Consider the following 24,717-nt stretch of genomic DNA (forward strand, 5'->3'; position numbering starts at 1 on the left):
CGAAACTGCTACTATTATAGGGCAGCCCACTTCTGGTTCCAATGGAAATATCAACAGCTTTACACTTCGGGGGATTTCATCATTTCCTTGAGACCGTTGCAAGGATAAAATTCTTTTATGTAGTTTATTTGTAGATATTTAGGCGTGTTTTTATCTATGTTTTTTGAATGGTTTTATGTATTTTATGGTATGAAAAACGAACAGAAACTTGGCTTTTCGGATTATTTAGTTCAAAAGAGAAAAATCAAACAGGAATTCTTCAACCAGATCAACCAGCTGATTGATTGGCGTCCGGTTTCCAATTTCATCAACAAACATTACCAAAAAGGCGAAAGCGCCACAGGCCGTCCATCTTATGAAGGGATCGTCCTTTTTAAGATGACCCTGCTGCAGACCTGGTATGGACTGAGCGACTATGAGGTCGAGGACCGGGTAAATGACAGTATTTCCTTCAGCCGTTTTGTCGGCATCAGCTAGACAATCCTGTCCCCGACCATAGCGTAATCAGCCGCTTCAGGACAGAACTCACCAAAAAAGGGGTCTATGAAAAGCTTTTCAAGGCAATGAACAAACAGCTGGAAAAGCACAGGATACTAGTAAAGACCGGTGCTATTGTGGATGCCAGCATCATAGATAACTCCTTGAAACCCAAAGGAAAAACCACCTATGAGATAGCCACTGACCGTGGGCAGGAAAGTGGCCCGGAGGAACAGGAGGAAGAACTGCAGGTACAGATGCTTGTCAAGAAGCAACATCCCGGTGTGGACAGCGAAGCCAGGTGGATAAAGAAAGCAGGGAAAACGCGGTATGGCTATAAGAAACACCACGTGACCGATACATAAGGACTGGTGCTCGGGGTACTCACCACTCCGGCAAATGTAAACGAGATAGCCAATCTGGAAGAGGTGCTGGCTACAGCGGACCTGCCGGAAAACATCCATATTTATGCGGACAAGGGTTATCGCTCAGCCAAGAACGAAGAGCTGGTGAAGAGCAAAAACTTAAAAAGCAGAATCCTTCATAAAGCCAAAAAAGGACAGCCACTGACAGAACGTGAAAAACTCAGGAACCGACTGATCGGCAAAACCAGGCTTAAGGTAGAGCGGACATTCGGGGGGGGGGGATAAACAGATGGTTTAATTCTACCTGTGCCAGATATAAGGGGATTCTGAAAATGCATACCTAGAATCTGATGGAAGCCATCGCCTACAACCTTTACAGGTCCCCTGGGATAGTTGTGTCCAGACTGATAAAAACAATAAAGTAGACAGGTAAAAAGGCTCAAAAGGAGCCTTTACAAGAAATATGATTGGTTTTTGACAACATAAAAAAACAGAAAGCGGGCGAAAAAAAACAAAAAAACGATGGTTTTTTTCAAGACTTTTCTTTTGCAACGGTCTCTAAGCAGGAAAAGGAACAACCACCCACCTGCTTCCAAGGAGATGCTCTTTGTCCAGCAGGAAACAAAAACTATCCTCCTCCCCTAGTTACTTCCGAAGAATCAAAATTTAATCTCAATGAGACGCTGGATGACCTGGATAGGAGATTACCGGGCAGGGAATTTTTCAGAGTAAACCGAAAGATTGTTATTCATTACCAGGCCTATATCCTCTTTCAGTCAAAGGCTAGACTAGATAAGGAGCACATGGCTGGATACCCTACTTCATTGACAATTAGTCAGGTTGGAAATTCAATTTTGGCTTAGGCAAATTACCTTTTTAACAAGTAATCATTTTTTGCATACTATAATATTCAAAAATCATATTATTATCCATTTTGAATAGTATACTATGCAAAATGGATAAATTTTTACAATCTAAATAAAAAGAATATTATACTATGCATTTAGCGCATATTTTACTAAAATTGCATATCTTAATATGCATTTTATACCATTATGTTTACGTTCTCATTTAACAATATTGAAGATATAAAAAAGGAAACAGGTATGCTTTTGCGCAAAATGCGTAAGTCAAAAGGCTTGTCCCAGGATGAACTTGCAGAAAAGTTGAGCCTCTCCAGAATTACAATACAAAATGTGGAGGCAGGCAAAAACTTCAATATCGATACGCTGCTGCTGATTCTCCAGCATTTTAACCAGCTGGAAAGTTTCAATAAATACATTAAAGAAAAATCGGAAGAATATGATAACCTGGACTCTTTATACTAATGCCTAAAAATGAACTCATAACCGTATACTGCTTTGGGCAGGAAATTGGCAGGTTGGGCTTTGACGAAAACCGAGGTATCTCCTATTTCCAGTACAGCGAATCCTTCCTGGAATCAGGAAAAATGAAAAATCTATTCCCTCCCCAGATGGGAATTATCCAAAGAATTTCTCCAACCCAGGTATTCAGGGGATATACAAGCAACACCTTCAGAAGCTTACCACCGATGATAGCAGATTCCCTACCTGATATGTTCGGCAACATCATTTTTAAAGAATGGCTGGAAAGTACCCGAAGTGATTTTGCAAAAATAACAGTATTGGAACAATTGGCTTATGTAGCCAATCGAGGTATGGGTGCATTGGAATTCAGGCCAAAAAAGGAAATACCGAAAAACGCCACTATCGTTATCGATGATATTGTCGAGGTGTTGAAAAAAGTAATGGATACCAAAGAAAGAACAGTAGCCATAAACCTAGATCATGAGTCCTTGCTGACCGTATTTAAAATTGGTTCCTCAGCCGGAGGTGCACGTCCAAAAATTCTGATTTCCGAACATAAGAAGGACGGAAAAATCATACCAGGAGACATTAATTATTCGGATGAATACACTCATTACCTTGTCAAACTCAACCTGGACGAAGTGCCCTACAACAGGGAGTTGATTGAATACAGCTATTATCTTTCTGCAACCAAAGCAGGGATCGAAATGATGGACTCCAAAATGATCGAAGGAAAGCATTTCGCAACCAAACGATTCGACAGGGTTAATGGAGAAAAGAAGCATGTACTTACCATAACAGGCCTGACTGGTTGGGACTATACGGATACCACCTCGCCACAGACCTCCTATGAGAACCTCTTCAGGTTACTGCCATTCCTACATATTCCTCATGCAGAATCCGTACAACTCTTCAAAAGGATGGTATTTAATATTATATTCTGCAACAAAGACGACCACTTCAAGAACCAAAGTCTTATCTATGACGACCTGCAGGACAGCTGGAATCTAGCGCCAGCCTATGACATCACCTACTCGCTTAACCCGCTGATAAATTTTAAAAAGAGTTACCGGGTCCTTTCGGTCAATGGTAAAAAAAACGACATCACCTTTGCCGATGTTCAGGCAGTCGCAAATCAATTTACGATTAAAAACTATAGACAGATTATTCTTGAAATACAATCGATAATACCTTTTTGGATCGAGAAAGCTGTCGAGCTAGGCATACCAGAACTCATTATCAATAGGATTAAAAATGATTTTACTACACTGATTCAAGAGTAATGGTGTGGGTTAAAAAACGAGCTGAACCAGCCAGGAACTACTAATAAATAAACCTATCATACTCCTTTCTTCTCACAATCATCTTAAAAGCATCATTTACTCCAGGTGGTTAGCTTCCACCAAAAAAGTGACTCCATAGCATAACCCCGCTAATTTGCTCCATTCCCGAAGAATTTGATATCACGCAATGCGAGCTATCCCCATACCCCAACTGTTTATACCAAAAACTTGCAATCTTGCAATCTTGATTTTTCTACTCCAATAAAAACCAGCTGTAAACCCTTTCAAACTATTCCCTTAAAAGGATTTAACTACTTATAAACCAATGCAAAAGCAGTAACACTCTCCAGAAAGGAAATCAACCTTATTTTTTCACTGAGAAGAAGGATCCACTCAATCAATAACTCCATTCTAAGCTGCTAACTATACCGCAATCCCGGCCATAGCTACCCAGTACATAGAGCGGCTTTTTTGACTAAACCACTATGGACTTAAAGTCCATAGGCTGAAGTTTGGCTAATTTCTAGCGTAAAACAACGCTGCTAGTGTTGGATTATCTGATTTTTTAAGGCTTTGTAATTTTTTCTGGATATTCACGAAGTCGGAGAAATTGATTTTTGCGTTGTATGCCCAGTTCATTGCTCTGAATTGATTAAGAATATCTCCTGTAGTTACTCGAACTGATTTTTGGATTTTGTACCATTTTGGTCTTGGAAGAACTTGTTTTTTGGCAGTTTGTGAAGCTAGGATTAGCAATGAATAGGTCGCTGCTACAAAGGCGGGAGCTTTGGCGCACGCTTCCTTCGTTCTCACCTGGGCTTGACCACATCCCATTATAGTTTTTTCTTCTTTGAAGTTGACTTCTATCTCCCATTTCCAAAGGTATGCTTGCAGCAGAGTAGCCAGGTCCATTTCTGGATCGGTGCAGATAATGTAGGCAGGATCTCTGTAGAGTAATCGGGAGTTTTTTGTCTTCCTATAAGCTATCGGGCGGATGATGACCAGAACCTCTTACTTCACCATTGTAAAGTTATGTCCTAAAGAGATTTAAACAATCTTCCCAAAAGCTCCAAATCCTCCTCAAAATAGTTCGACTTCTGTATCGCCAGCTCCGCCAATTCGACAGACCCTCCAATGGAATAAGAAAACTAAAATCCCAATTCGAAAAAATTAAACCGATTCATAGATCCCCTTCAAATAGCCTATTGCAAAGATTTTCCCAGTGATTTCATAACCAACCGAAGTATTCCCCCTAAAAGCCCCCTGTGTTTCACCGTACATTGCGGGAGCATGATCTGGACGTATAGGTCCATCAAAGTTATATTTTTTATAGATTTTAAACATTTCAACCATATCTGTTGGGCCATTGTCATGGAAAGTCTCTCTGAAATTATACTTGTCACCTTCCACATCTCTGATATGGAGAAATGAGATTCGTCCCTGGTCTAGCCACTTTTCGGCTAGTCTAGAAATATCCTCCCCCATCATAAGAAAGGAAGCTTGACAAAAGGTGATTTTATTACTTTCTATTGGAAAGCGTTTCCATACTTTTTCAAAAGAGGCAGCACTCGTCAAAATTCTACAAACTCCTTTCAGGGGACTTATCGGCGGATCATCTGGGTGCAAGGCCATATTCACACCCGCGGCTTTTGCTTCCGGCAAAACGGCTTCAAGAAAGTAAAACAAATTATCCCAAAGTTGGACTTCACTAACACGAAGTTCTTCGGACACCAATTGATTTAGGACATCTTCGTGATAAAAACCGCTTACCTGTGCTCCTCCCCTTTCGGATACATCCACTCGTGTTCTAAACCAACCAATCGTTGCCATGAAGTTGTAACAAAGCAGTTGAATCTCCAATTTTCCCATATTTCGAAGCAACTGAATATATTTCTCTATAGTTTGATCTCTTTCAGGCAAGCCAAGTTTGATCGGTTGCATATCAAATTGATCACCCTCTAAGCCTATTAAAGAAAACCCCTTCTGCTTAAACTGTTCTGTAATTTTCCTTAGCGAATCAAAATCAGAAGGATCAGACAGTCCCGAAAGGTCTGAAACTGCTTTGGTAATGGCATGATTGACGCCTATCTGCTTTGCCAAGGCCCACTTTCTCTCATCATATTTGGCTGGTAATAGCATGGAGAATATCATTCTAAAAGTATCCTCCTTTATCCGAAATAGACTTGGCGCTCTGACCTTCTTTCACCCATCCAAAAATCTTCTTTTCGTTTTCTTTTATTTCTTCAGCTCTCAGTAGTACTTCATAAGCTACTTCTCGAGGCACAGCCAAAACCCCGTCTACATCACCCATAATGACGTCTCCTGGTTTGATAAAACATTTGTCTATCTGAATAGGAACCTGATAATCGGTAATCAAGCATCGTCCCAAACTTCCATTAGAAGATTTATACTTATAAAAAACAGGAAAATCCGCCTCCAAAATCTGATGTGTATCGCGGATTCCACCGTCGACACAAGCAGCTTTTACTCCCTTTCCTTTGGCAGTAGCAGTCATTACACCGCCCCAGGATGTGGACTCCTCATCACCACTGGTATCATAGATCACAAAAGCATTGGGCTGCATTTCATCCAGCATTTTTGTTCTAAACTCCATTTCCCCACTGACTCTGGTACTACTGGAGCTTTTGACTGTAAAAGCAAAGCCAGCAATCGTATGATATTCACGTAGAGCTTTGATACGAATAGGTAACGCTTGATTTAAATAGGTAAACTCCCTTAGCACATCATTTATTGCTCCTGTATAGATCTTCTCAAAGCGGCTCAAAAGTTTCTCATCCGAAATAGGGAAACTGACTTTTGAAACAACCTCCCTTGCTTCAATCAATTTCTCGAGATTCATCATCCCGACCTCTTTTTTATAGTTTTCTACACTCATATTAGCTTAATTTTTTAAAATTTCATTTACTGTTTGATCGGGAATAGACTTTTGTCTGCTATCAAAATAGGCCCATCATAGATAGGTATGTTACGGATGATAAACTGCTCGCCTTCTTTAGTCCATTGGTTGCGGGAATATCAAAAACTTCGCCTGTGATCATATCAACATATACAGGTTTATCAAATTTCGCATTGCCAAAAGTTAAAGTTGACAGTCGCTTTTCTGTGGAATTATTGGGAACAGACTTGTTTTCCCAAATGGTAAATACTTGCTGGCCTGTTTGCCGATGTTTGTATCCGTAAGCAGCAAAATTTCTGTCTGGACTATGGTTAAAAACCACCTTCACCGCATCTTCAGAAATATATTTTGAGTTAAGTGAATCTTTTGCATCTATGACAAGCTCTAGGGAATTGTCAAAAACGGCCGTAATATTCTGAACCGCATAATAAGCCATTTTTGGGCGGATTACCTTTTTGGTAGAATCAGACATGAGTAGACCTTTCACGTTCAGTCTCTTTATAGGGCCACTGTTATAGGCCATATCAATAATGGAAAAAACACTGCTTTCAATACCATGACCCAAATCTCCCAGCATCCGCCGGGTATCCAATTTAGCTTGGGAAAGCTCTGTCCAGTCATGATCACCAATTGCTCCCCTCCCTGTCCCACCGAAAGAAGGATCTCCATTTTCTCCTTGTCTCAGTGTAATCTTGGTAGAATATTGTTCCAAAATCTTCTTCATTTCCATCACTTTGGGATAGTTGGAATAATGACTATAGATATAGTTATTATATGTGATGTTATCCATCACTCCAAGCATTCCTGACTCATGCACTACTTTGAAAAAAATACCCGCATACTCCAAATCAATATGCCCCAAAGCCAATCCCGAGGCCTTCGCGTCAGGTTGAATTCGCTTTACGATCTTGATGGTTCGAATATTTGAAGCAGCGGCTATCCCTACTGTGTTTTCAAGATTATCCCCAAAATTTGGCTCGTTCCAAATTTCCCAGTTTATCACTTTGTCTTTGTACCTAATCACCATAGCAGCAACCCAACGATCCCATGCGGCAAGCACATCTTCAGAATGTGGAACACCCGCTGCTAAATTGATTCCTCCACCGCCTTCATATATTTCATTTCCGTAGGAAAACTGTATCCAAGGTTCTAGACCACGAGATGTCACATCATTGACAATATGATCTAGCCATTCCCAATTGTATTGACCTTTGACTTTCTCAGTTTTCGCCCATCTTCCCTGAAGTCGTAATCTTTTGATACCTAATGGATTCAAATATTCTTTGTATGTATCATAATCAGCGAAGTCTCTATCCATTGTTTCACAGCCCAAAAGCCAATTGGAAGCTTCAATTTCATCTGCATTTCTAGGCCTGATTTCACCAATTTTAGTAAATCCATAAGGACTTGTCGTCTGAGCAAAGGAGTGAAATCCGAAGAGGAAAACAAAACAGGGAATTAATGTAATTATTAAGCTTTTCATTAAACATTCTTTAAATACCTGAATCCGCCTGAAAGCCTCCATCGATAGGAATAACCGTACCAGTCACAAAACCTGCATTCTCCTCGCTAATAAGCCAGTTCATACAACCCAGCAGTTCACTTGCCTGTCCAAATCGATAAATCGGTGTTTGCCGAAGGATATTCTTCCCCCTTTGACTTGTCGTTCCATCGGCATTAAATAAGATTTTCTTACTTCTTTCATTGACAAAGAATCCCGGGGCAATGGCATTTACACGAATATTTGCCGGTGCCAAGTAGGTTGCAAGCCATTGAGTGAAATTGGCAACTCCGGCCTTAGCCATCCCATAAGCCCCTACCCGTGAAAGCGGTTTGAATGAATTCATCGATGCGATATTAATAATTGTGCCTCCTCCATTCTTAGCCATATCCTTTCCGAAAATCTGACAGGGAATTACTGTCCCCATGGTATTTGTCTCAAGAACAGACTGAAAAGAACCTAGATTAAGGTTGAAAAAACCTCGTGTACCTTCCTGAACTTCCTGAAGTTCATCCGGTTGATACTTCACATAATTAGTCACTGCATCAGCCTGATTTCCTCCTGCACCATTAATCAGAATAGTACATAGACCCAATTGCTCAAAAACCTGCAATCTAGCCTTTTCAACTTGAGCAGCAGATGTAACGTCAGTACTGATAGCAATAGCAGTTCCTCCTGCCGCTTCTATCTCTTGACGTACCACTTCCAATTTCTGAACACTCCTTCCCAGAAGTGCCACAGCAATCCCCTGGGATGCCAATGATCTGGACATTTCCGAGCAAAGCGTACCCCCTGCCCCTGTTACTACCGCGACCCGCTTAGTTTTATTAGTTATTGACATACGCCCTGTCTTTTTTGAATCTTAGTTTTGATGTTGTTATATGAAATATTTGAGATCAATTCTGAAAGCATGTCCATATCATTGGGGATTTTTCCTTTTTCTGCCCAAGCTCCAATTTGATCGCATAGAATTCTCCTAAAATATTCATGTCTTGATAAGGAAAGGATACTTCTGGAATCGGTCGTCATTCCAATAAATGAACTCAAAACCCCGTAGGAGGCTAGATCACTGAGATGATTTCGGATACCTGTCTCATAATCATTATACCACCAAGCAGGTCCAAACTGAATTTTTCCATTAATCCCGTCCTCAACATAGGAGCCCGTTAAACTTGCAAAAGATGTGTTGTCAGATGGATTTAGGGTGTATAAGATGGTTTCAGGTAAAACCTCACTTCTTTCCAACCCATCCAAGAACACTGTCAAAGAATTAATGTCACAAGCATTCCCAATACTTGCGAATCCACCAGTCGACCCTGCCAGCTTTCGCAATCTGGTACTGGTTTTACGCTGGGCACCAATATGAAGCTGCATGATCCAGTTTCTCTTTCCATATTCGGTTCCCAAAAAATGAAGTAAAAATGATTTTAGTCTGATCAGGTCAATTTCCACTGGAAAATCTCCAGCTATCAATTGTTCAAAAATATTTGATGCATCGCCCTCGTCAGTTGGTATATACGAAAAACCTGCATCTAATGCATGGTCTGCAAAAAAACATCCCCTGGCTCTAAAATAATCCAGACGGATTTTGACTGCCTCCTGAAAATCTTGAAGGTTGCTGATTTTCATTCCAGTAACGCTTCCCAACTCTATTATCCAGTTTCTGGAATTGGTTTTGGAAAAACTAACCAGGCTATCCGCGCGAAGTGAAGGAAGTACTTGAGTTTCCAATTGAGATAAACGCAGAGATTGGTGTGGTTCCAAATCATCCAAAATATCATCTGAGGTTATCAGAATTTCACTTCCAAACCTGCTTATTAGGGACCTACAACTGAATTCCTTTTGTTGAAGCATATCATTACAGGAATTCCAAATCTCCATGGCATTGGAAGTGTTCAATAAATTATCGATCCCAAATATTTTTTGCAACTCCAATGCACTCCAATGAAATAAAGGATTCCCAACTGTTTTTGGCAGTATACCTGCCCAGTTTAAGAACTTTTGAAGATCACTGGCAGATCCCGTAATCCCCTCTTCACCAATTCCACAGATACGCATGGCACGGTGCTTATAAGGATCTTCGTTGACCCAGAGCTGAGCGAGGTTTTCAAACCCTTTATTTTCGGCCAAATTATGGGCATTGATATGATTATGAAAGTCTATAATTGGCAAGGAAGAAGCTACCTCATGAAATAAAGATATCCCTGTTTTATTGCCTATCAACCAATTATCGTCAATAAAGTTTTTCATAAAGCTCAAAAGGTTTTAGGTTTGGTTTTTTTGGAATAGAAAAACAAAATAGCCGAAAGCAGCACAAGAAATAAAGCTCCATAGATAGCTATGGTACTTCCCAGTGTTCCTATGGAAAACATTGCCATCCCGAAAATGAGTATGCCACTTATTGCAAGTGCAACTATAAATACGATGAATAGCATATGCTGGAAAGCTCTGGATATTTCAGGGATTTCATCTTTTCGCAATGGTGTATTTAGCTGTTTGAAAAATTCCTCAACCCGATTTTTGTAATCCATACTTTTGGAAACAAACCATCCTGAACCAAAAAATATTAGAAAGCAAACCACGATTTCAATCAAAGTTGCCAATTCCCAACTTAGGTCTGATATTCCATTCAAAACCAGTCCTAAAACAATCCCAACGATCACAGTGGCAATTGCTCCAAGGGGTCTAGGTTTTTTAAATATTATCCCAAAAATCAAAGGAACAGCCAGGGGAATAGAGAAGATGCCTGTGAGCAATTTGTTCGCTTCAAAAGCTCCGCCCAACTGCCCGACGAATAAGGCGCCGATGGTTGCAACGATTCCCACGAGAATAATATTGAGCCTTGCTACCCAGATATAGTGTATATCAGAAGCATTTGAATTGAATAGCCGCTTGTAGATATCATTGGTTAACACCCCGGACATGACATTAAATTCGGAATTAAGCGATGACATGGTGGCCGAGAAAATTGCTGCCAGCATCAACCCCATTAATCCAGTTGGCAATAATTTAACCGCCACTCCAACATAAGCCATTTCAGGGTTACTTAAATCAGGCAAAATCTCCTGAGCAGCTATTGCTGGCATTAGAAAGAAAATGGGAAAGACAAAAAATAAAGCGGCCGTAAAATAACCCAGTTTACTAGCTGATTTTTCATCCTTTACACTGTAAAATCGCTGGATAAAAACCCAATTCGCATTGTATTTCAAACTAATCAAAAGATAATAGACCAAAATCCAAAGCGGAGTTGCATTCGGTCCATTGAATAAATTAAAATGAGCAGGATGGGCAGTCATCAGGTTTGACAAGCCACCCGAAGCCTCCAATGACAAGGGAACCAAAATCAAAGAGGCAAAGATCAAAATCACAAACTGCAGCGTATCCATCACTACAACTGCCCAAACCCCACCGACGATTGTAAAGGCTGTGATTACGAAACCTGAGATCAGGATACTTTCAAAAAAGGAAAAGGAAGTTGCCGTTGTAATAAAAATGCCAATTGCATAAAGTCTTACCATATTATCCAAAAAGCGGATAACTAGACCAATCCAACTAAACGTCTGTCGCACACCTGGATTGAAACGGGTCTCCATATATTCTACTGGTGTAATTATGCCTGACCTTCGCCATCTTTTGCCCAGATATTTAGCAGCAACTAAGCATGGAAATATAGTGCTCCAGAGAATAATTACCCCAAACAACCCATACTGATATGCTATCCCTGCGTGTGCGACAAATACGAAAGAGCTGAACAACCCCATGTAATTACTAATGGCTCCTATTAACCAGGGAATGGTATTTCCTCCTTTAAAATACTGTTTTATGTCCTTTACAAACCATCCGAAAAAAGCTCCTACTCCAGCCATCAACAGCATATAAAGTATGAATGCATAATAATCCAGCTGTTCAAGTTTTTCCATTATAGATTAAGGTTTGGAGAATATCAAAAATGGCAGTAAGCCTTATTGTGTTAAAAAACAAACTAACAAAGTGGGTGATTTTTTATTGAAAGATCCATTATTGACGCTATCCAAATGACTAGCATAGTTGATTCCACTTCACTTGAATAAGGAAATTGGATTAAAAATCCCTTCCTTGAATTTTGGAAAGTTAGAATTAGGAAAATAAAATAATTGTGCAAATAAAAGAGATATGGTGTCTGCATATGATTCTGGGTTTATTGAGTTTCATCTATAATATCAATGATAAATTAAATGAAGCATTTATAATCACTAAAGTAGCAGCTCTTAGACTATATGGGTTTCATGAATTTTGCCAGCTATAATACTATTTTACCAATTTTTTAAAGCATTTTCTTTTTTTTGGCAAAAATTCAACATATTCAAACAGTTACATAAACCCAAAATTTAAATCACCATGCTACCACTGTTTTTAAAGAAAAACACGAGATCTTTTGAATCTTCATTTTATAGCGCAAAGTTCTCTGTGAATCATACCTATGATAGTTGGCATCATCATGAGGAATTGGAATTCCTTCACATTATCAAAGGAAGTGGCACAAGATTTATCGGAGACAGCATCGAACCCTATTCAGATGGCGACATTGTATTGGTTGGGCCAAATTTACCCCATGTTTGGCGATCAGATAAAATTTACTATGAAGGCATTCCCGAACTGCGCTGCGATTTAATTTTGACACAATTTGCGGCTGATTTCCTGGGTTTGGATTTTTTAAAGTTACCTGAAATGATAGGTCTCAATGAATTGATCAAAGATTCCTATCAGGGATTACAAATCATAGGATCAACCCGTAAACAGATTTCCAGCAGGTTAATGAAACTTACTGAGATGGAAGGAAGTGATAAATTATTAGAGTTTATTCAAATATTATTAATGATCTCAAAAAGTAAAGAATATAGAAAGCTTTCCAGTTCCGGGTTTGTGGACACTTATCATTCCAAGGGAGGAAAAAGAATCAATAAAGTTCATGACTTTATTATGAACAACTTCATGGAAGAAATCTCCCTAAAAGAAGCAGCAGATATTGCTTATATGAATGAAACTGCATTTTGCCGCTTTTTCAAAACCACTACCCTCAAGACCTTTACTCAATATCTAAATGAGGTTAGAATCGGATATGCATGCAAACTTTTGCTCAATGAGGATTTAAATATTGCCGGTGTAGGGTATGAGTGCGGCTTTAAGAATATATCTTATTTCAACAGGGTTTTTAAAAATTCATTGGGAGTAACGCCTCAGCAATACCAGAAAAAACACATTGCCTAATCGATCACTCCCAATATTAAATACTTGTCACTGAAGTTCTATCCAGTTTTTTTCGAGAATCAAAAGAGGCCAGTCTCCAGCCGGCATATTTTTATAATCCCAACCGTTTGCACCCTTTCCAATGCTATCCGCTGGTATTTCATACACTTTCCCTGTAAATGGATTTACTAAAACAGGATTCTTAAATTTGGGCATATTTGAAAGCGTGACTTTTGTAAATGACAACTCATCCGTTGGTTTTTTTTCTGCATCCCAATAGGCCACAGAATTCGCCTTAGTTTGTTTGGATTGAAAAGCGTAAACCAGTACTTCATTCACATTAGTTTTAATATTCACTTTAACTGCGACACTTATGTCTCCTGAAAAAATGGTCGCCATATTCTGATAGGCATAGTAGGATAGTTTTGCTTTTACAATGCTATTATCAGAGTTGGCCTGAAGCAACCCCTTAGAATTTAATCCACTCATATGATCACCTGCTTTGTAGTTCATGTCTGATATTTGAAAAACACTGGTAACATCGATTTCATTTCCCATATCTCCAGCCATTCTTCTCAAAACATATTTGGCTTGGCTAATCTCAGACCAGCCTTCTTTAGACATGGCTCCTACAGCAGTTCCCACGGCGGTAGAAGGAGCTCCGTTTTCCCCTTGCCATAACTCAATGTCCTCCCTATAAGATTTCACCAATGTGCGAAGGTTTTCAACTTGCCCATAGATTGCTTCTGGCCTTGCAGTATACCCATGAAATGTCAATATATCAAATTGATCCAGTCTGTCCTCTTTTTCAAGTATATCCAAGATTGACCTAACATATTCTACATTGCGTAAACCTGCCAGTCCTAACGCAATTATACGTGAATCCGGTTGGATTTTTCTTATAATATCGGCAGTACGGACATGAAAAATGGCAAAATCATCTGAAGTAAAGCGTTTACTGATATCAGGCTCATTCCAGATCTCCCATTCAGTTACACGGTCCTTATATCGTGAAACTATTGCCTCTACCCACTTATCCCATGCTAAAAGAGCCTCGTCAGAAGTAGGAATTCCACCTGCTAATGCAGGTTCTCCTCCCCCTTCATAAATTGGATTCCCATAAGAAGTCTGTATCCATGGATGGACACCTTGTGCCAATGCATCATCTACAATGCTATCCATCCAGGAAAAATCGTATACACCTTTCACTTTCTCACACTTTGCCCATCCCCCTTGCAGCCTAATTCTCTTTGCCCCCAATGGGCCTAAATATTCCTTATAGGAATCATAATCTGCATAATCCCTATCTAATGTCTCTCCTCCAATTGACCATCGGGAGGATTTTATCTCATTTGCGGACTTAGTGTCCAATTGTCCAATTTCTTTAAATGGAAATTCTTCCTGGCCAAAGGAATTATTGATGTTTGCCAATATTAAAAGCATTGACAAAAAGAAGTAACTAAAACATCTCATAGCTTTATTTTTAAACGTAGTTTATTGTTGAATTCTGCTTATTAAAAATTCCTTGGTTTCCTGCATTGTCTGTCTGACCAAACTTAAATTCATTTTTTTGTCCCCTCTGTACCAATTCTTCCATTTACCCTGGCTTTTGATCATTTTTGCCTTCTCCAAATCACTAAAATCAATTTCAGCCATTATCAAAAACTCATATTTCTGCCCAAACTTATTCTCTTCCAGAGATTCCCTTGCTCTTAAAATATCGGAAAGCCAGCCTGCCAACCCATGGATAATTAAATAATCAGGCATAAACTCAGTTCCAAACCGCAAATAGGTCTCGTTGTTGAGTTTAATTTGAAGATTCTCTGCCATATCTCCTACATTCAAGTACAGAGGATGGTTTATAAATGATCCTTAGCTGATAGTGGACTACAATAACTATAGATGAGTATAACTAAAACTATTTTAAATGGAATGACATTGGGTTTATTTAGTCAGAAATTGGAATTACAAATTGATTTAATCTATTGCACTAAAGCAATTCAATACCCAGGATTCTGAGTTAGGCTTCCATTAACATTGGCTTCAATTTCACTGGCAGGAATTGGCCAAAGCGCATGATGTTCCTGGATCTCATCTCCGTTATGTGGATTGTATTTCTGCACACGCTCAACCAATTTACCCAAACGAAGCAGCAGAATCCTCCTATCCTCTTCCATTGTCAATTCGCGAGCTCTTTCATCTAAAATATAATCAATAGTTACTTCACCGGGCTGCACAACAGTGGCATTTGAACGCGTACGAACCTGATTTATATCCGATGCGGCACGAGCTAAATCACCCTTAGCTAAATAGGCCTCTGCTCTTAAAAGCAAAGTCTCCGGCAATCTGAGGTAGTATTGATCAGCATATGTAGAACCTCCACCCGAATTTATAAGGCCAAGTGCTGGATCGGACAAAATTCCTGAAGGATGTTGTCCTGGAGTTGTCACTTTGGAAAAAAAGGGGTAAAATCTCCAGCGTTGAGCAATTAGATTAGCTCCTGGATATTTAACCGCGCTGGAATCGAAATAAGCCGATGCAGGATTATCATAAATAAAGTCTCTGACATAATTAAATTCCGAATTCCTGATATCAATATTAAAATCATTTTCCCATAGTTGATTTTCGACATAGTCAGTTGGCATCATAAAGCCAACTCCCCTGCCACCGGAATTTAGGGTAGAACGATGACCAAGTGAACCTGGATTTCCATCGGGGTCTATCAATGTAAAGCTAGCTGGAACCAAGATCCTTTCCATAGGATTTCCTCCCAATCCGCTAGAAATCAAAAATCCCCCTGGCAGATCAACTTCAATCTGCTCTACCCAAATTGCTTCTGTGTTTCCAGAAGATCTGTTTTGATTACCTACGCGGAATAAATCATAGTAAGTGTCTCCTGGGCTACTCGCCAAAGACCCAAATCTCCCAGTCATCAATTCAGTGGCAGGGTCATCAATTACTTTTGAAGTATATTTTATAGCCTGATCTAAATCACCCAAAACAAGATACATTTCTGCCAATAAATGAAAAGCAACCAGGTTTGAAAGCTTGCCATCTTGAGTTGAAGAAATAGAGGGGAGATTTTCTGACGCATAAATCAAATCTATTATAATTTGATCATATACCTCTTGGCGGGGTTGTCTTGTAAAATCAGCTTGCGGTGTCGTAACTTCCTTGAGTAATAAAGGAACATCGCCAAACAAATGGACTAAATTCCTGTAAGCATGAGCTCTGAAATAACTTGCCTGTGCTACAATCAAAGCCTTATCTGAATCAGCAATAGTGTTGTTCTCTGCAATTCGCTCAATTATACTGTTTGCACTAGATATTATTTTATATAACCTACTCCAGTGCCAATAAGGAAGCTGGCTGGTGGGGTTTAAAGAAACGTTATAATCTCCAAAGCGATTATTAGTTGTTGAAAGTCGAGCATCAAACATAACGTCTGTGCCATAGATAAGAGCCATGGAATTATTACTCGAATTAAACCTTAAACTTCTAAATTGAGCATATAGATCCACAACTGCTCCTTGAAAATTCTCAAGTGTTACAAATGAATTGACTGAGCTATAAAAATCTAAAGGCTCTTCTTTAAGAAAGTCATCTTCTACGCATGATACTAGCAGAGTAAATGATGCAAATACAATTATATATTTTAAGGAAATTAATTTCATAATTTTATCGGTTTATTATTAGAATGATATATCAAGACCAACAGTATATCCTTTCATTATAGGCAATGCTGTTCCCTGAGATGCCCCAAGCCCTTGACCGGTTTCGGGATCCCAACCTTCCCAATCAGTTAAGGTCAAGAGATTTTTACCGCTGACAAATATTTTGAAATTCTGCATCCTCCATCTATCCAGCATTTTTGTTTTCAAACTATACGCTAGAGAAATGTCCTGAATTCGAACAAAGCTTCGATCAAAGAAACGTCTTCCCCCAATTGCCGCATCAGCACCGGGTCTTCTATAGGTTGCGCCAGGGTTAGCGGGTGTCCAATAATCAATCTCTTCATACCAATTGCTGCTTTGTGCAGTTCCTGGCGTACCATAGCCACCAGACCATGGATTGTTTTCTCCCAGATATGAATTTTTTCCTCCCTGAATTGAATTGATAAAAAACCGTAGGGTAAAATCTTTATAGTGAAGGGTGTTCTGTATTCCGAAACGATAGGCAGGCTCTCTCCTTCCTATTATTTTCCTATCATCTTGAGGGGTAATCATCCCATCACCATCAAGATCTTTTAGTTTATAAAGACCGGGCTGAAAACCATTGGGAATATCTTCACCATCAGCTATCTGCCAAATACCATCTATTTCGTAAGAGTAAATTGAACCTATGGATTCACCAATAAAGAGGCTATTTGCAATTAAATTATCTTCCTTGCCATCACCGTCAGTGTCTATTTCAAGGAGCTTTTCAATTTTATTTGTATTACGGGAAATATTAAAACTCAAATCCCATGAAAAATCAGAATTGCTAATAAGATTTGCATTCAATACTGCCTCAATTCCTTTATTGTTAATTTGTCCCACATTGGATATAATGCTTGAAAAACCGGTGATATTTGGCAGGATATAATTCCAGAGCAAATCACGTGTGGTAGAATTATAATAATCAATTGAACCTGATATCCTTGAACCAATTACCTCGAAATCAAGACCGAAATTTACTCCCGCAGTTTTTTCCCATGTTAAATCGGGATTGGAAAGTGAAGAAATCTGCTGACCATTTTCAGTTGTCGATCCATCCCCAAATATATATTGGTTCGAAGGGTCTGTCGAGACTACTGCAAGTGAGCTATATCTGCTTGTGAGATTGCCATTTAACCCATAAGTTCCTCTGAATTTTAAATAATCAATAAACCGGGAATCACTCAAAAAGCGCTCTTCAGACAAAATCCAACCCATACCCAAAGAAGGGAAAAGAGCTGTTTTGTTGTTCTCTGCAAACCCGCTGAACCCATCTCTCCTCAAAGTTCCCGTTAATACATATTTGTCTTTAAAATCATAGTTTATTCTAACCATTTGGTAAAGACTTTTTTCCTCCCATGCTGAGGAATTAATCCTTTGAATCAGTGCTTGCTCTAGGCTATTATAGGAAAGTAAAAGATTTTGAAAGTTAGTGCCCTCAGCTTGTGTGTCCTCATACTTTACTTTATTAAACCCATATAAAAGAGTGGTATTAATACTATGATTATCACCAAAATCACGGGAATAAGTAATAATATTATCAAGCAACAAATCATACGTCGACCTGTTTATTTTAATAGCTCTGCCAGTCAATCCGGCATCATATGGACTTGAATTCCCAAGTACGTCCCATCTGTAGTTATTACTAAAGTTCACCCGATAGCTTAATCCTTCAATTTGTGGAATTCTTACATTAGCATAAAATATTCCCGAAATATTATTTCTTAAATCACTATCATCTGATGAACTCTGTAAATAGGGGTTAAGTCTATTGTCTCCCAAAGGATTCACTATTAGCTCGCCGTTTTGATTTCTGGGGTTTGCCAACGGACTCATTTGTGGTAGTTGTGAAAAGTCTGGGCTTTCCCCAGAGTAGTTAGAGAATGACCCAAAGGTATTGGCACCGATAGTCAGCCAATCAGTGATATCGGTATCTAGATTAATCCTTGCTGTTACGCGCTTGTATTTATCATTTAGAATCCATCCCCGTTGATCAGTAAAGCCCCCTGAAATAAAATAAGATGTCTTTTCTGAACTTCCACGAATACTAACCTGATGATCTTGGATATATCCAGGATTTGTCACTTCATCATACCAATTGTAGTCAGTTCCATTTTTCAGTCCTTCTATCAATTGGGGAAAATAACCTGTATTATTTTCTAATGTCCAATCAGGATTCTCTTGAATATAATCGGGCGCCAAAAATGCGTTCTGCCAATCCACATCTCTTGCACTTCTCAAATAAGCATCCCTGCCTAAGGAGGTAAGCTCATTTGCCGGACTTTGGGTAGAAAAAAATCCGGAATAACTGATGATCGGTTTTTGGGTTAGACTTCCTGTTTTGGTAGTAATTATTACCACACCGTTCGCCGCCTGTGCACCATAGATGGCCTTACTGCTTGCATCTTTTAATACATTGATTGATTCTATATCCTTTGGGTTCAGATCGGATATCCTACCCCTGTAATATACACCGTCTAAGACGATCAGTGGTTCCTGATTACCGTTTATACTTGATTGCCCCCTAATTTGAATATTAGGCTCTTGACCAGCCTGAGAAACCTGACCCACCGAAACCCCCGGAGTTGAACCATTTAAAGATTGTAGAATATTTGTGTTGGGTGACTCTTTAAATGCGTCTAATGGAACAGATGAAACGGCACCAGTTAGGTCATTTTTTTTTGCTGTTCCATAACCTATTACCACAACTTCTTCCAAATTGGAAATATCTGTGGCCATTGAAACATTAATTTGACTTTGGTTTGCGATTTCTTTCCTTTGGGTTGAATACCCGATAAAAGAAAACACCAAAATTTCCCCATTATCCGGAACTGTAATACTATAGCTACCTTTAAGATCAGTTACTACAGCTGTTGAAGATCCATCCAAAATTACTGTGACTCCCGGCAGCCCCTCTCCATTTTCATCCAATACCTTCCCTGTTATCGTTTTTTCAAATTCAATGGCCCGAATTGAGGTGCCATGTCCAATTTCTAATATTACTTTGGATAAAGCCGTCTGATTGGATAGAATCGGAATTGAAATCAAATAGAGAATCCAGATTCTAAAAAATCTCTTGGTAAAATTTGACATATGATTTTGGGTTAAATTGTTATTTTGTATCAGATGGAGGTTTAGTCAACTTTTCTGCTGTACTGTAACACGTCATTTTCACTGAAATAAAAGTAGAAGGATCGTCGTCTATAGTCTTTCATTTATTTTGCAGGAAATAGGATAATATTTGCATTATATGATTCTTAGCCATATGACATTGCAAGAATTAGGTAAATATGAGTGACTTTACTATCAAAGAATTACCAAAAAAATAAATTCAGATGAACTTATACTATCCAAAAACAAAATCACTCTTTAGTGAATACTTAGTGGAAATAAGACTTGGATCGACTTTAACGATTTCCGCAGTACTGCTACTTTTTATACTTTTCACATTTCAATCCTATTCGTTTTCCCAACAGTCGAAAGAGCTATTCTATGTCGGCACCTTTTCAGGCCAGCCAGATGAAGGAGTAAACGTTTATGAATTTGATAGAGCAAATTCAAAATTGAAACTAATTCAATCAGTATTTGACCGAGTTAACCCATCCTATTTAGAACTGAACCCAAATGGAAATTATTTATATACTGTAAACCGACAGGGATTGAGTGAATCTTCAAATGAAGGTTCTGTAAGTGTATTCAAAATCAATCAACTTAACGGTACACTTAGACTGATGAAAACTGTCGGCTCAAAGGGGATTTCCCCTTGCCATGTCTCGGTAGATCCAAAAGGGCGTTTCTTAACTATATCCCATTATATGAGTTCTCACCTATCTATTTTTAAAATCAAAAAAAATGGCAATGTGGGTAAATTGATTGAACAAATAAAATTGAAAGGATCTGGACCAAACCTTCCTAGACAGGCAGAGTCACACTTACATTCTGCAATTATAAACAAAACAGGCACTGCTTTATATGCATCGGACTTAGGTGCTAATCGAATTTATCAGATTGACATCAAGGAAATAAGATCCAAATTAAGGTTTACCGTTTCCGACACAATTTTTACTTCCCCCGGATCAGGGCCGAGACATTTGACAATATCACCAAATTCAAATTATGCATTCTCCATAGAAGAGCTTTCTTCTTCGGTAAGCATGTATTCTATAGATTTAACTAGCTTAAACTTACAATTGCTAGATAGGAAGTTAATGATAGATTCAGCAAGTAATGATTCTATTATGAATACAGCGTCAGATCTTGTCACATCTCAAGATGGTGAATTTCTTTATGCATCGAATCGCGGCTTTGACAACGTTGTTGTATATAAAATTGACCAAAGTGCAGATTCATTGATACAGATGAGAAGTGTTTCGAGCAGAGGAAAAAAGGCCAAGAGGAATTTATATGGATCAGTTCGGATCTTTTTTGATTGTTGCCAATCGTGACTCTAATCAACTTAACTTTTTAAAAATAGATCTGGATAGCGGCTTATTACAACCTACTTCAATAGCTGCAGACATCCCTAGCCCTGTGGTTATAAGACAGTTACAGCTACCTTTTTCCACAAAATAGAAGTATCCCTCCCTATAAATAGGGTCTAAGGTCCAATATAATAGAACACTAAACGCAGTCCATTCCTGTTTTTTATAGGGGTCTTATAGGTACTTGATTAGCCTAGCCAAAAGCTCCAAATCCTCCTCAAAATAGTTCGACTTCTGTATCGCCAGCTCCGCCTGACGGCACAAATCCGATTTTGAAGGATTTGTGCCTTTATTTTTATCAGGCAATCCGCTGTTTATCAGCTAGATGAGCTTATTAACTTCAGGAGTTCGAACTTTTTCAGCCTGAAAAGTTTTTTTTTGAAAAAGTCGAACTCAGTATAATTTTCTTTTCTTCTACACTTGCATTTTCGTATAACTCACCAAGCCTATACATCACATTCAATCACCTGTAAATCAATACATTAAAATCCTTTTTAGGCCTTAATTTTAAGACTGAAATCTGGTCTTCACTGTAGCCCTCCTTTTTTTTCTAAAAACAAAATCACGACTAAATCCCTCCTGAGCCCTTGCCATTAGCCATTTCCCACCAGTTTCAGTGGGCTATTCATCCAGCCGCTCTTGCACAGTCTCAAACTCAACAACTTTTTCTGAAATAATTGGATTCCTGCCAGCATAGGTTCTGGTGAAAGTTGCTTTTACTCTTTCTGACTTTAGGAAATAGGGAATCCAAATGAAAAGCCCGATTACCCCTTTAAAAATACCCCGAGCTGATGATTCATCATTTAACTCATTAAAGAATTGATCTGCTACATAAGCCTCCAGCAAAAGCGAAACAAAGTTGATACAAATCAATAGGATAAACATCTGAGGTGCTCCCGTCCGCAAATTGAAAAAGAAAATGGCTGTGAGAATAGAATAGGAAAACAACACAATCATGAAAACAAAACTCACTGCAATGAATACTGGCAACCCTTTTCCATAAATCTCAGCACCAGTCCAGACTGAACTATAAAAAAACGAACCGTCTATTAGATTATAAATGATCATTAATGGGGTTGAGAATAATATAATAGAAGGAATGATGAGCCAGCCACCAATACTTTTGTACAAGCTAGCGGATTGGCACTCCGGATTGAATTCTTTGTAAATCTTCTTACCCAAAAAGAAAAATCCTATCAGAATGCCCCCACAAATCAGTATGGATAGCATACTCAGAGAATTTACCCCATTGTTAGGACTGTAAGTCAAATAAAAATTGAGTTCGTCGGTAACGAGATTCTTATTTGCAATCAACTGAGAAACTTCGTCCCCTGGAATACTAGCCTGCAGTAATTCATACTGATGGCTAATATCTATTACATTGTTTTCCCCTTTTACGTCATTTTCATAAATAAATGCTCCAGCATCAATACGCTTGTGATAGGACTCTACAGGCCAAAATTCAGGCATTATCAACCTGGTATTTATCGTTAAAGATTCAGGAACCCCCAAGTAATAGTCCATTTTGCGGCTTGCGGTCTGAGGGAAATTAAGTTTGGCGTTCAATTCAAGAGGGTACATTTCTGCCAATTGTTGGCTTTCATCAGTATCAGATTTCTGCCAAAAATTTTTGATGTCATAGCTTTCAACCGTAGTGAACACATTGGAGACATTCCGGTCAGAATCTGAGAATTCTATTGCTCCATTGGCTTCAATATTCGAATAAAGTGTTGAGTAAAAGTTTAAGTAGTTTTTAGAAATCTCATCTATTGTACTATTTGCAAAATTTGATCGCATTTCATCTGCTTTTCTTCCCCGATATTCTGTCTTTATCCTCATGGTGGCGTTACCCTCCAGATCTTTGACAATGATCAATTCATCTACTTTCTGGACGGATTTCTCAGAAGCAAGAAAAGTGGTTAAAGCTGAATTCCCGGGCTTTAGGATTAGCCCTTTACTATAATCAGGAAAATGTATTCCTGTCAGGTTGCCACCTTGGTCAGAAATGGTGGGATCTACAAAATAATCTTTGCCATCCCACTTGTAAGTGACCACACAATGGTCAAAAGCAGAAGCATTTGCTGGAAAAGCTTCGATATTATCTTTCCATTCTGTATTTACCAATACCGGGAAAGCCTCCACACCCTCACTCCTGAGTAGCGCCACGAGTAGTAAAGATTTGTCCTTACAATCTCCAAATTTTTGTTTGAACACTTTCTGAGGAGAATTTGGTCTATAGGCACTCATCCCTGACTCCAAACCTAAATATCGAATCTCATCTTGGACATATCGGATGATGTCGGTTATCTTGATGTTGCGTTGTGGATTTTCAGGCAATTGCTTTGTAATGATATCCAATTCACTCTCTGAATAAGTATAAAAAGGGATTGCCCAATCAACTACTGATTTCCAATCTGAAAACGTTGAATAAGAGGTAATGGGATAAATGGGTGCCCAGTAAGGGACATTATTGTCAGCGCTTATTGGCTCCAAACCATCGTGACTCCACTGATAAATATCCATTCCGGCTTGACTCACCTTTTGAGGCTTCTGATGATGTCCATTGCCATGAATCTGCAATGATTGTCCCTTCGGTACTATTAATCTATAATTAAAGTTTTCAACCTTGACAAAAAATTGATGGTATAAGAAACCTGAATACTGATTTCCATAAACCGGGTTGAACCCTTTCAGGGAATAACTGAAGTCAATTATGTCATTTTTCTGAACATCACTCAAGTGCAAAATCGCGCTCAGCGCTCCATCATAAATATACCTGTCTGCACTAGCTTCTTTCTGGATGGTCTTAAAATCATTGGGGATAAGCTTATTGATTTTTTCTCCGTTACGGTAAATACTCACTTCATGGACTTCCAATTTTTGAAACGAAGGATCGTAATCTATCTGTATGTCAGAGTTTTGCTGTATCCCATCCACTGTTAGTACCTGAACGCTATTCCTATGAAAAGATTCTCGTGCCACAAGATTAACCTGTTTATCAAAGAGTAAGTATCTATATCCTTCCCCTACCTGAACTTCCCTTTTGCTTTTCAAGTCCAGTAATGGAGTATCTACCCAATTGGGCATGGAAGAAACGTTGATTTTTTGTGCATTGGATGAAATAGTCACTACAAAAAGTAACATTCCAACAAGTAGATTTCTAAGCATAAATATAGTTGAAACTAAAAAACTTTGGAATATACTGATTTTTCCCAACCCTTTGATGCAGGTTAAATTAAGTTTTGGCATCCAGCTCAATACTTAGTTTTGGAGCTGAGGAATGAGCTGCACGAGGACGTAAATTTTGGAAAGAGCTTGGGTGAAACATTTCTAGAACATCGGGTTTGAATTGCTTGTGAATTACATGGTTTGGGGATTGGAAAGTGGGAAGGTTGCTGGTTGTTTGTCTATCTGTCAATCCCCAAACCATTCCATTTTCAAAAA

Annotated in this window: 20 protein-coding genes; 8 read left to right on the forward strand and 12 right to left on the reverse strand. The window is 38.8% G+C overall.

What is annotated here, in order from left to right; all coding sequences use genetic code 11:
- The first annotated feature begins 189 nt into the window (after nucleotides 1-189).
- From SYJ56_RS26075 to SYJ56_RS18850, 5 genes are all read left to right on the forward strand, one after another.
- Complete coding sequence (locus SYJ56_RS26075; RefSeq protein WP_465038396.1) at nucleotides 190-477, forward strand: transposase; 288 nt, start codon at nucleotides 190-192, stop codon at nucleotides 475-477.
- Nucleotides 478-563: 86 nt separating this feature from the next.
- Nucleotides 564-842: a hypothetical protein gene (locus SYJ56_RS25960; RefSeq protein WP_416377817.1), complete on the forward strand. Its 279-nt coding sequence runs from the start codon at nucleotides 564-566 to the stop codon at nucleotides 840-842.
- A gap of 6 nt (nucleotides 843-848) precedes the next feature.
- Nucleotides 849-1,127 carry a transposase gene (locus tag SYJ56_RS25965; protein ID WP_416377815.1) on the forward strand — a complete coding sequence of 93 codons (279 nt, stop codon included), beginning with the start codon at nucleotides 849-851 and terminating at the stop codon, nucleotides 1,125-1,127.
- An 821-nt stretch (nucleotides 1,128-1,948) separates the two neighbouring features.
- The gene (locus SYJ56_RS18845; protein ID WP_323836839.1) at nucleotides 1,949-2,170 is read left to right on the forward strand and encodes a helix-turn-helix transcriptional regulator; all 222 of its coding nucleotides are present in this window, start codon (nucleotides 1,949-1,951) and stop codon (nucleotides 2,168-2,170) included.
- On the forward strand, nucleotides 2,170-3,453 hold the full coding sequence (locus SYJ56_RS18850; protein ID WP_323836841.1) for a type II toxin-antitoxin system HipA family toxin: 1,284 nt from the start codon (nucleotides 2,170-2,172) through the stop codon (nucleotides 3,451-3,453). The genes SYJ56_RS18845 and SYJ56_RS18850 overlap by 1 nt, the downstream gene beginning before the upstream one ends.
- Nucleotides 3,454-3,969: 516 nt before the next feature.
- Here the strand turns inward: SYJ56_RS18850 and SYJ56_RS18855 are convergent.
- The 7 genes from SYJ56_RS18855 to SYJ56_RS18885 all read right to left on the reverse strand — a co-directional run bounded on the left by SYJ56_RS18855 (nucleotide 3,970) and on the right by SYJ56_RS18885 (nucleotide 11,791).
- A complete protein-coding gene (locus tag SYJ56_RS18855; RefSeq protein WP_323836843.1) occupies nucleotides 3,970-4,365 on the reverse strand; it encodes a hypothetical protein in 396 nt (131 codons plus the stop codon).
- A gap of 258 nt (nucleotides 4,366-4,623) precedes the next feature.
- Nucleotides 4,624-5,592 carry a mannonate dehydratase gene (locus tag SYJ56_RS18860; protein ID WP_323836845.1) on the reverse strand — a complete coding sequence of 323 codons (969 nt, stop codon included), beginning with the start codon at nucleotides 5,590-5,592 and terminating at the stop codon, nucleotides 4,624-4,626.
- 13 nt (nucleotides 5,593-5,605) lie between these two features.
- Complete coding sequence (locus SYJ56_RS18865) at nucleotides 5,606-6,349, reverse strand: RraA family protein (RefSeq protein WP_323836847.1); 744 nt, start codon at nucleotides 6,347-6,349, stop codon at nucleotides 5,606-5,608.
- Nucleotides 6,350-6,410: 61 nt separating this feature from the next.
- Complete coding sequence (locus SYJ56_RS18870; protein ID WP_323836849.1) at nucleotides 6,411-7,853, reverse strand: hypothetical protein; 1,443 nt, start codon at nucleotides 7,851-7,853, stop codon at nucleotides 6,411-6,413.
- Between the two features lie 10 nt (nucleotides 7,854-7,863).
- The gene (locus SYJ56_RS18875; RefSeq protein ID WP_323836851.1) at nucleotides 7,864-8,712 is read right to left on the reverse strand and encodes an SDR family NAD(P)-dependent oxidoreductase; all 849 of its coding nucleotides are present in this window, start codon (nucleotides 8,710-8,712) and stop codon (nucleotides 7,864-7,866) included.
- Nucleotides 8,703-10,121, reverse strand: a complete 1,419-nt coding sequence (gene uxaC, locus SYJ56_RS18880; RefSeq protein ID WP_323836853.1) for a glucuronate isomerase — start codon at nucleotides 10,119-10,121, stop codon at nucleotides 8,703-8,705. Before uxaC ends, SYJ56_RS18875 begins: the two co-directional genes overlap by 10 nt.
- 5 nt (nucleotides 10,122-10,126) lie before the next feature.
- A complete protein-coding gene (locus tag SYJ56_RS18885; protein ID WP_323836855.1) occupies nucleotides 10,127-11,791 on the reverse strand; it encodes a sodium:solute symporter family transporter in 1,665 nt (554 codons plus the stop codon).
- Nucleotides 11,792-12,248: 457 nt separating this feature from the next.
- On the opposite strand from SYJ56_RS18885, the gene SYJ56_RS18890 reads away from it, so the two are divergent.
- Entirely contained in the window at nucleotides 12,249-13,118 is an 870-nt protein-coding gene (locus SYJ56_RS18890; protein WP_323836857.1) for an AraC family transcriptional regulator, read from the forward strand.
- A 27-nt stretch (nucleotides 13,119-13,145) separates the two neighbouring features.
- Here SYJ56_RS18890 and SYJ56_RS18895 read toward each other — a convergent pair whose 3' ends face one another.
- From SYJ56_RS18895 to SYJ56_RS18910, 4 genes are all read right to left on the reverse strand, one after another.
- A complete protein-coding gene (locus SYJ56_RS18895; protein ID WP_323836859.1) occupies nucleotides 13,146-14,540 on the reverse strand; it encodes a GH39 family glycosyl hydrolase in 1,395 nt (464 codons plus the stop codon).
- 51 nt (nucleotides 14,541-14,591) lie between these two features.
- Nucleotides 14,592-14,942 (reverse strand): hypothetical protein, encoded by a 351-nt coding sequence (locus tag SYJ56_RS18900; RefSeq protein WP_323836861.1) that lies wholly within the window; start codon nucleotides 14,940-14,942, stop codon nucleotides 14,592-14,594.
- Between the two features lie 155 nt (nucleotides 14,943-15,097).
- Nucleotides 15,098-16,771, reverse strand: a complete 1,674-nt coding sequence (locus SYJ56_RS18905; protein WP_323836863.1) for a RagB/SusD family nutrient uptake outer membrane protein — start codon at nucleotides 16,769-16,771, stop codon at nucleotides 15,098-15,100.
- Nucleotides 16,772-16,789: 18 nt separating this feature from the next.
- Nucleotides 16,790-19,885, reverse strand: a complete 3,096-nt coding sequence (locus tag SYJ56_RS18910; RefSeq protein WP_323836865.1) for a SusC/RagA family TonB-linked outer membrane protein — start codon at nucleotides 19,883-19,885, stop codon at nucleotides 16,790-16,792.
- Nucleotides 19,886-20,127: 242 nt separating this feature from the next.
- On the opposite strand from SYJ56_RS18910, the gene SYJ56_RS18915 reads away from it, so the two are divergent.
- On the forward strand, nucleotides 20,128-21,237 hold the full coding sequence (locus SYJ56_RS18915) for a lactonase family protein (RefSeq protein WP_323836866.1): 1,110 nt from the start codon (nucleotides 20,128-20,130) through the stop codon (nucleotides 21,235-21,237).
- Nucleotides 21,197-21,364 (forward strand): beta-propeller fold lactonase family protein, encoded by a 168-nt coding sequence (locus SYJ56_RS25970; RefSeq protein WP_416377816.1) that lies wholly within the window; start codon nucleotides 21,197-21,199, stop codon nucleotides 21,362-21,364. Before SYJ56_RS18915 ends, SYJ56_RS25970 begins: the two co-directional genes overlap by 41 nt.
- 530 nt (nucleotides 21,365-21,894) lie before the next feature.
- Here SYJ56_RS25970 and SYJ56_RS18920 read toward each other — a convergent pair.
- Entirely contained in the window at nucleotides 21,895-24,441 is a 2,547-nt protein-coding gene (locus tag SYJ56_RS18920; RefSeq protein WP_323836869.1) for a DUF3857 domain-containing protein, read from the reverse strand.
- Nucleotides 24,442-24,717: the final 276 nt, after the last annotated feature.

The organism is Algoriphagus aurantiacus, assembly GCF_035156405.1.
GTDB lineage: Bacteria > Bacteroidota > Bacteroidia > Cytophagales > Cyclobacteriaceae > Algoriphagus > Algoriphagus aurantiacus.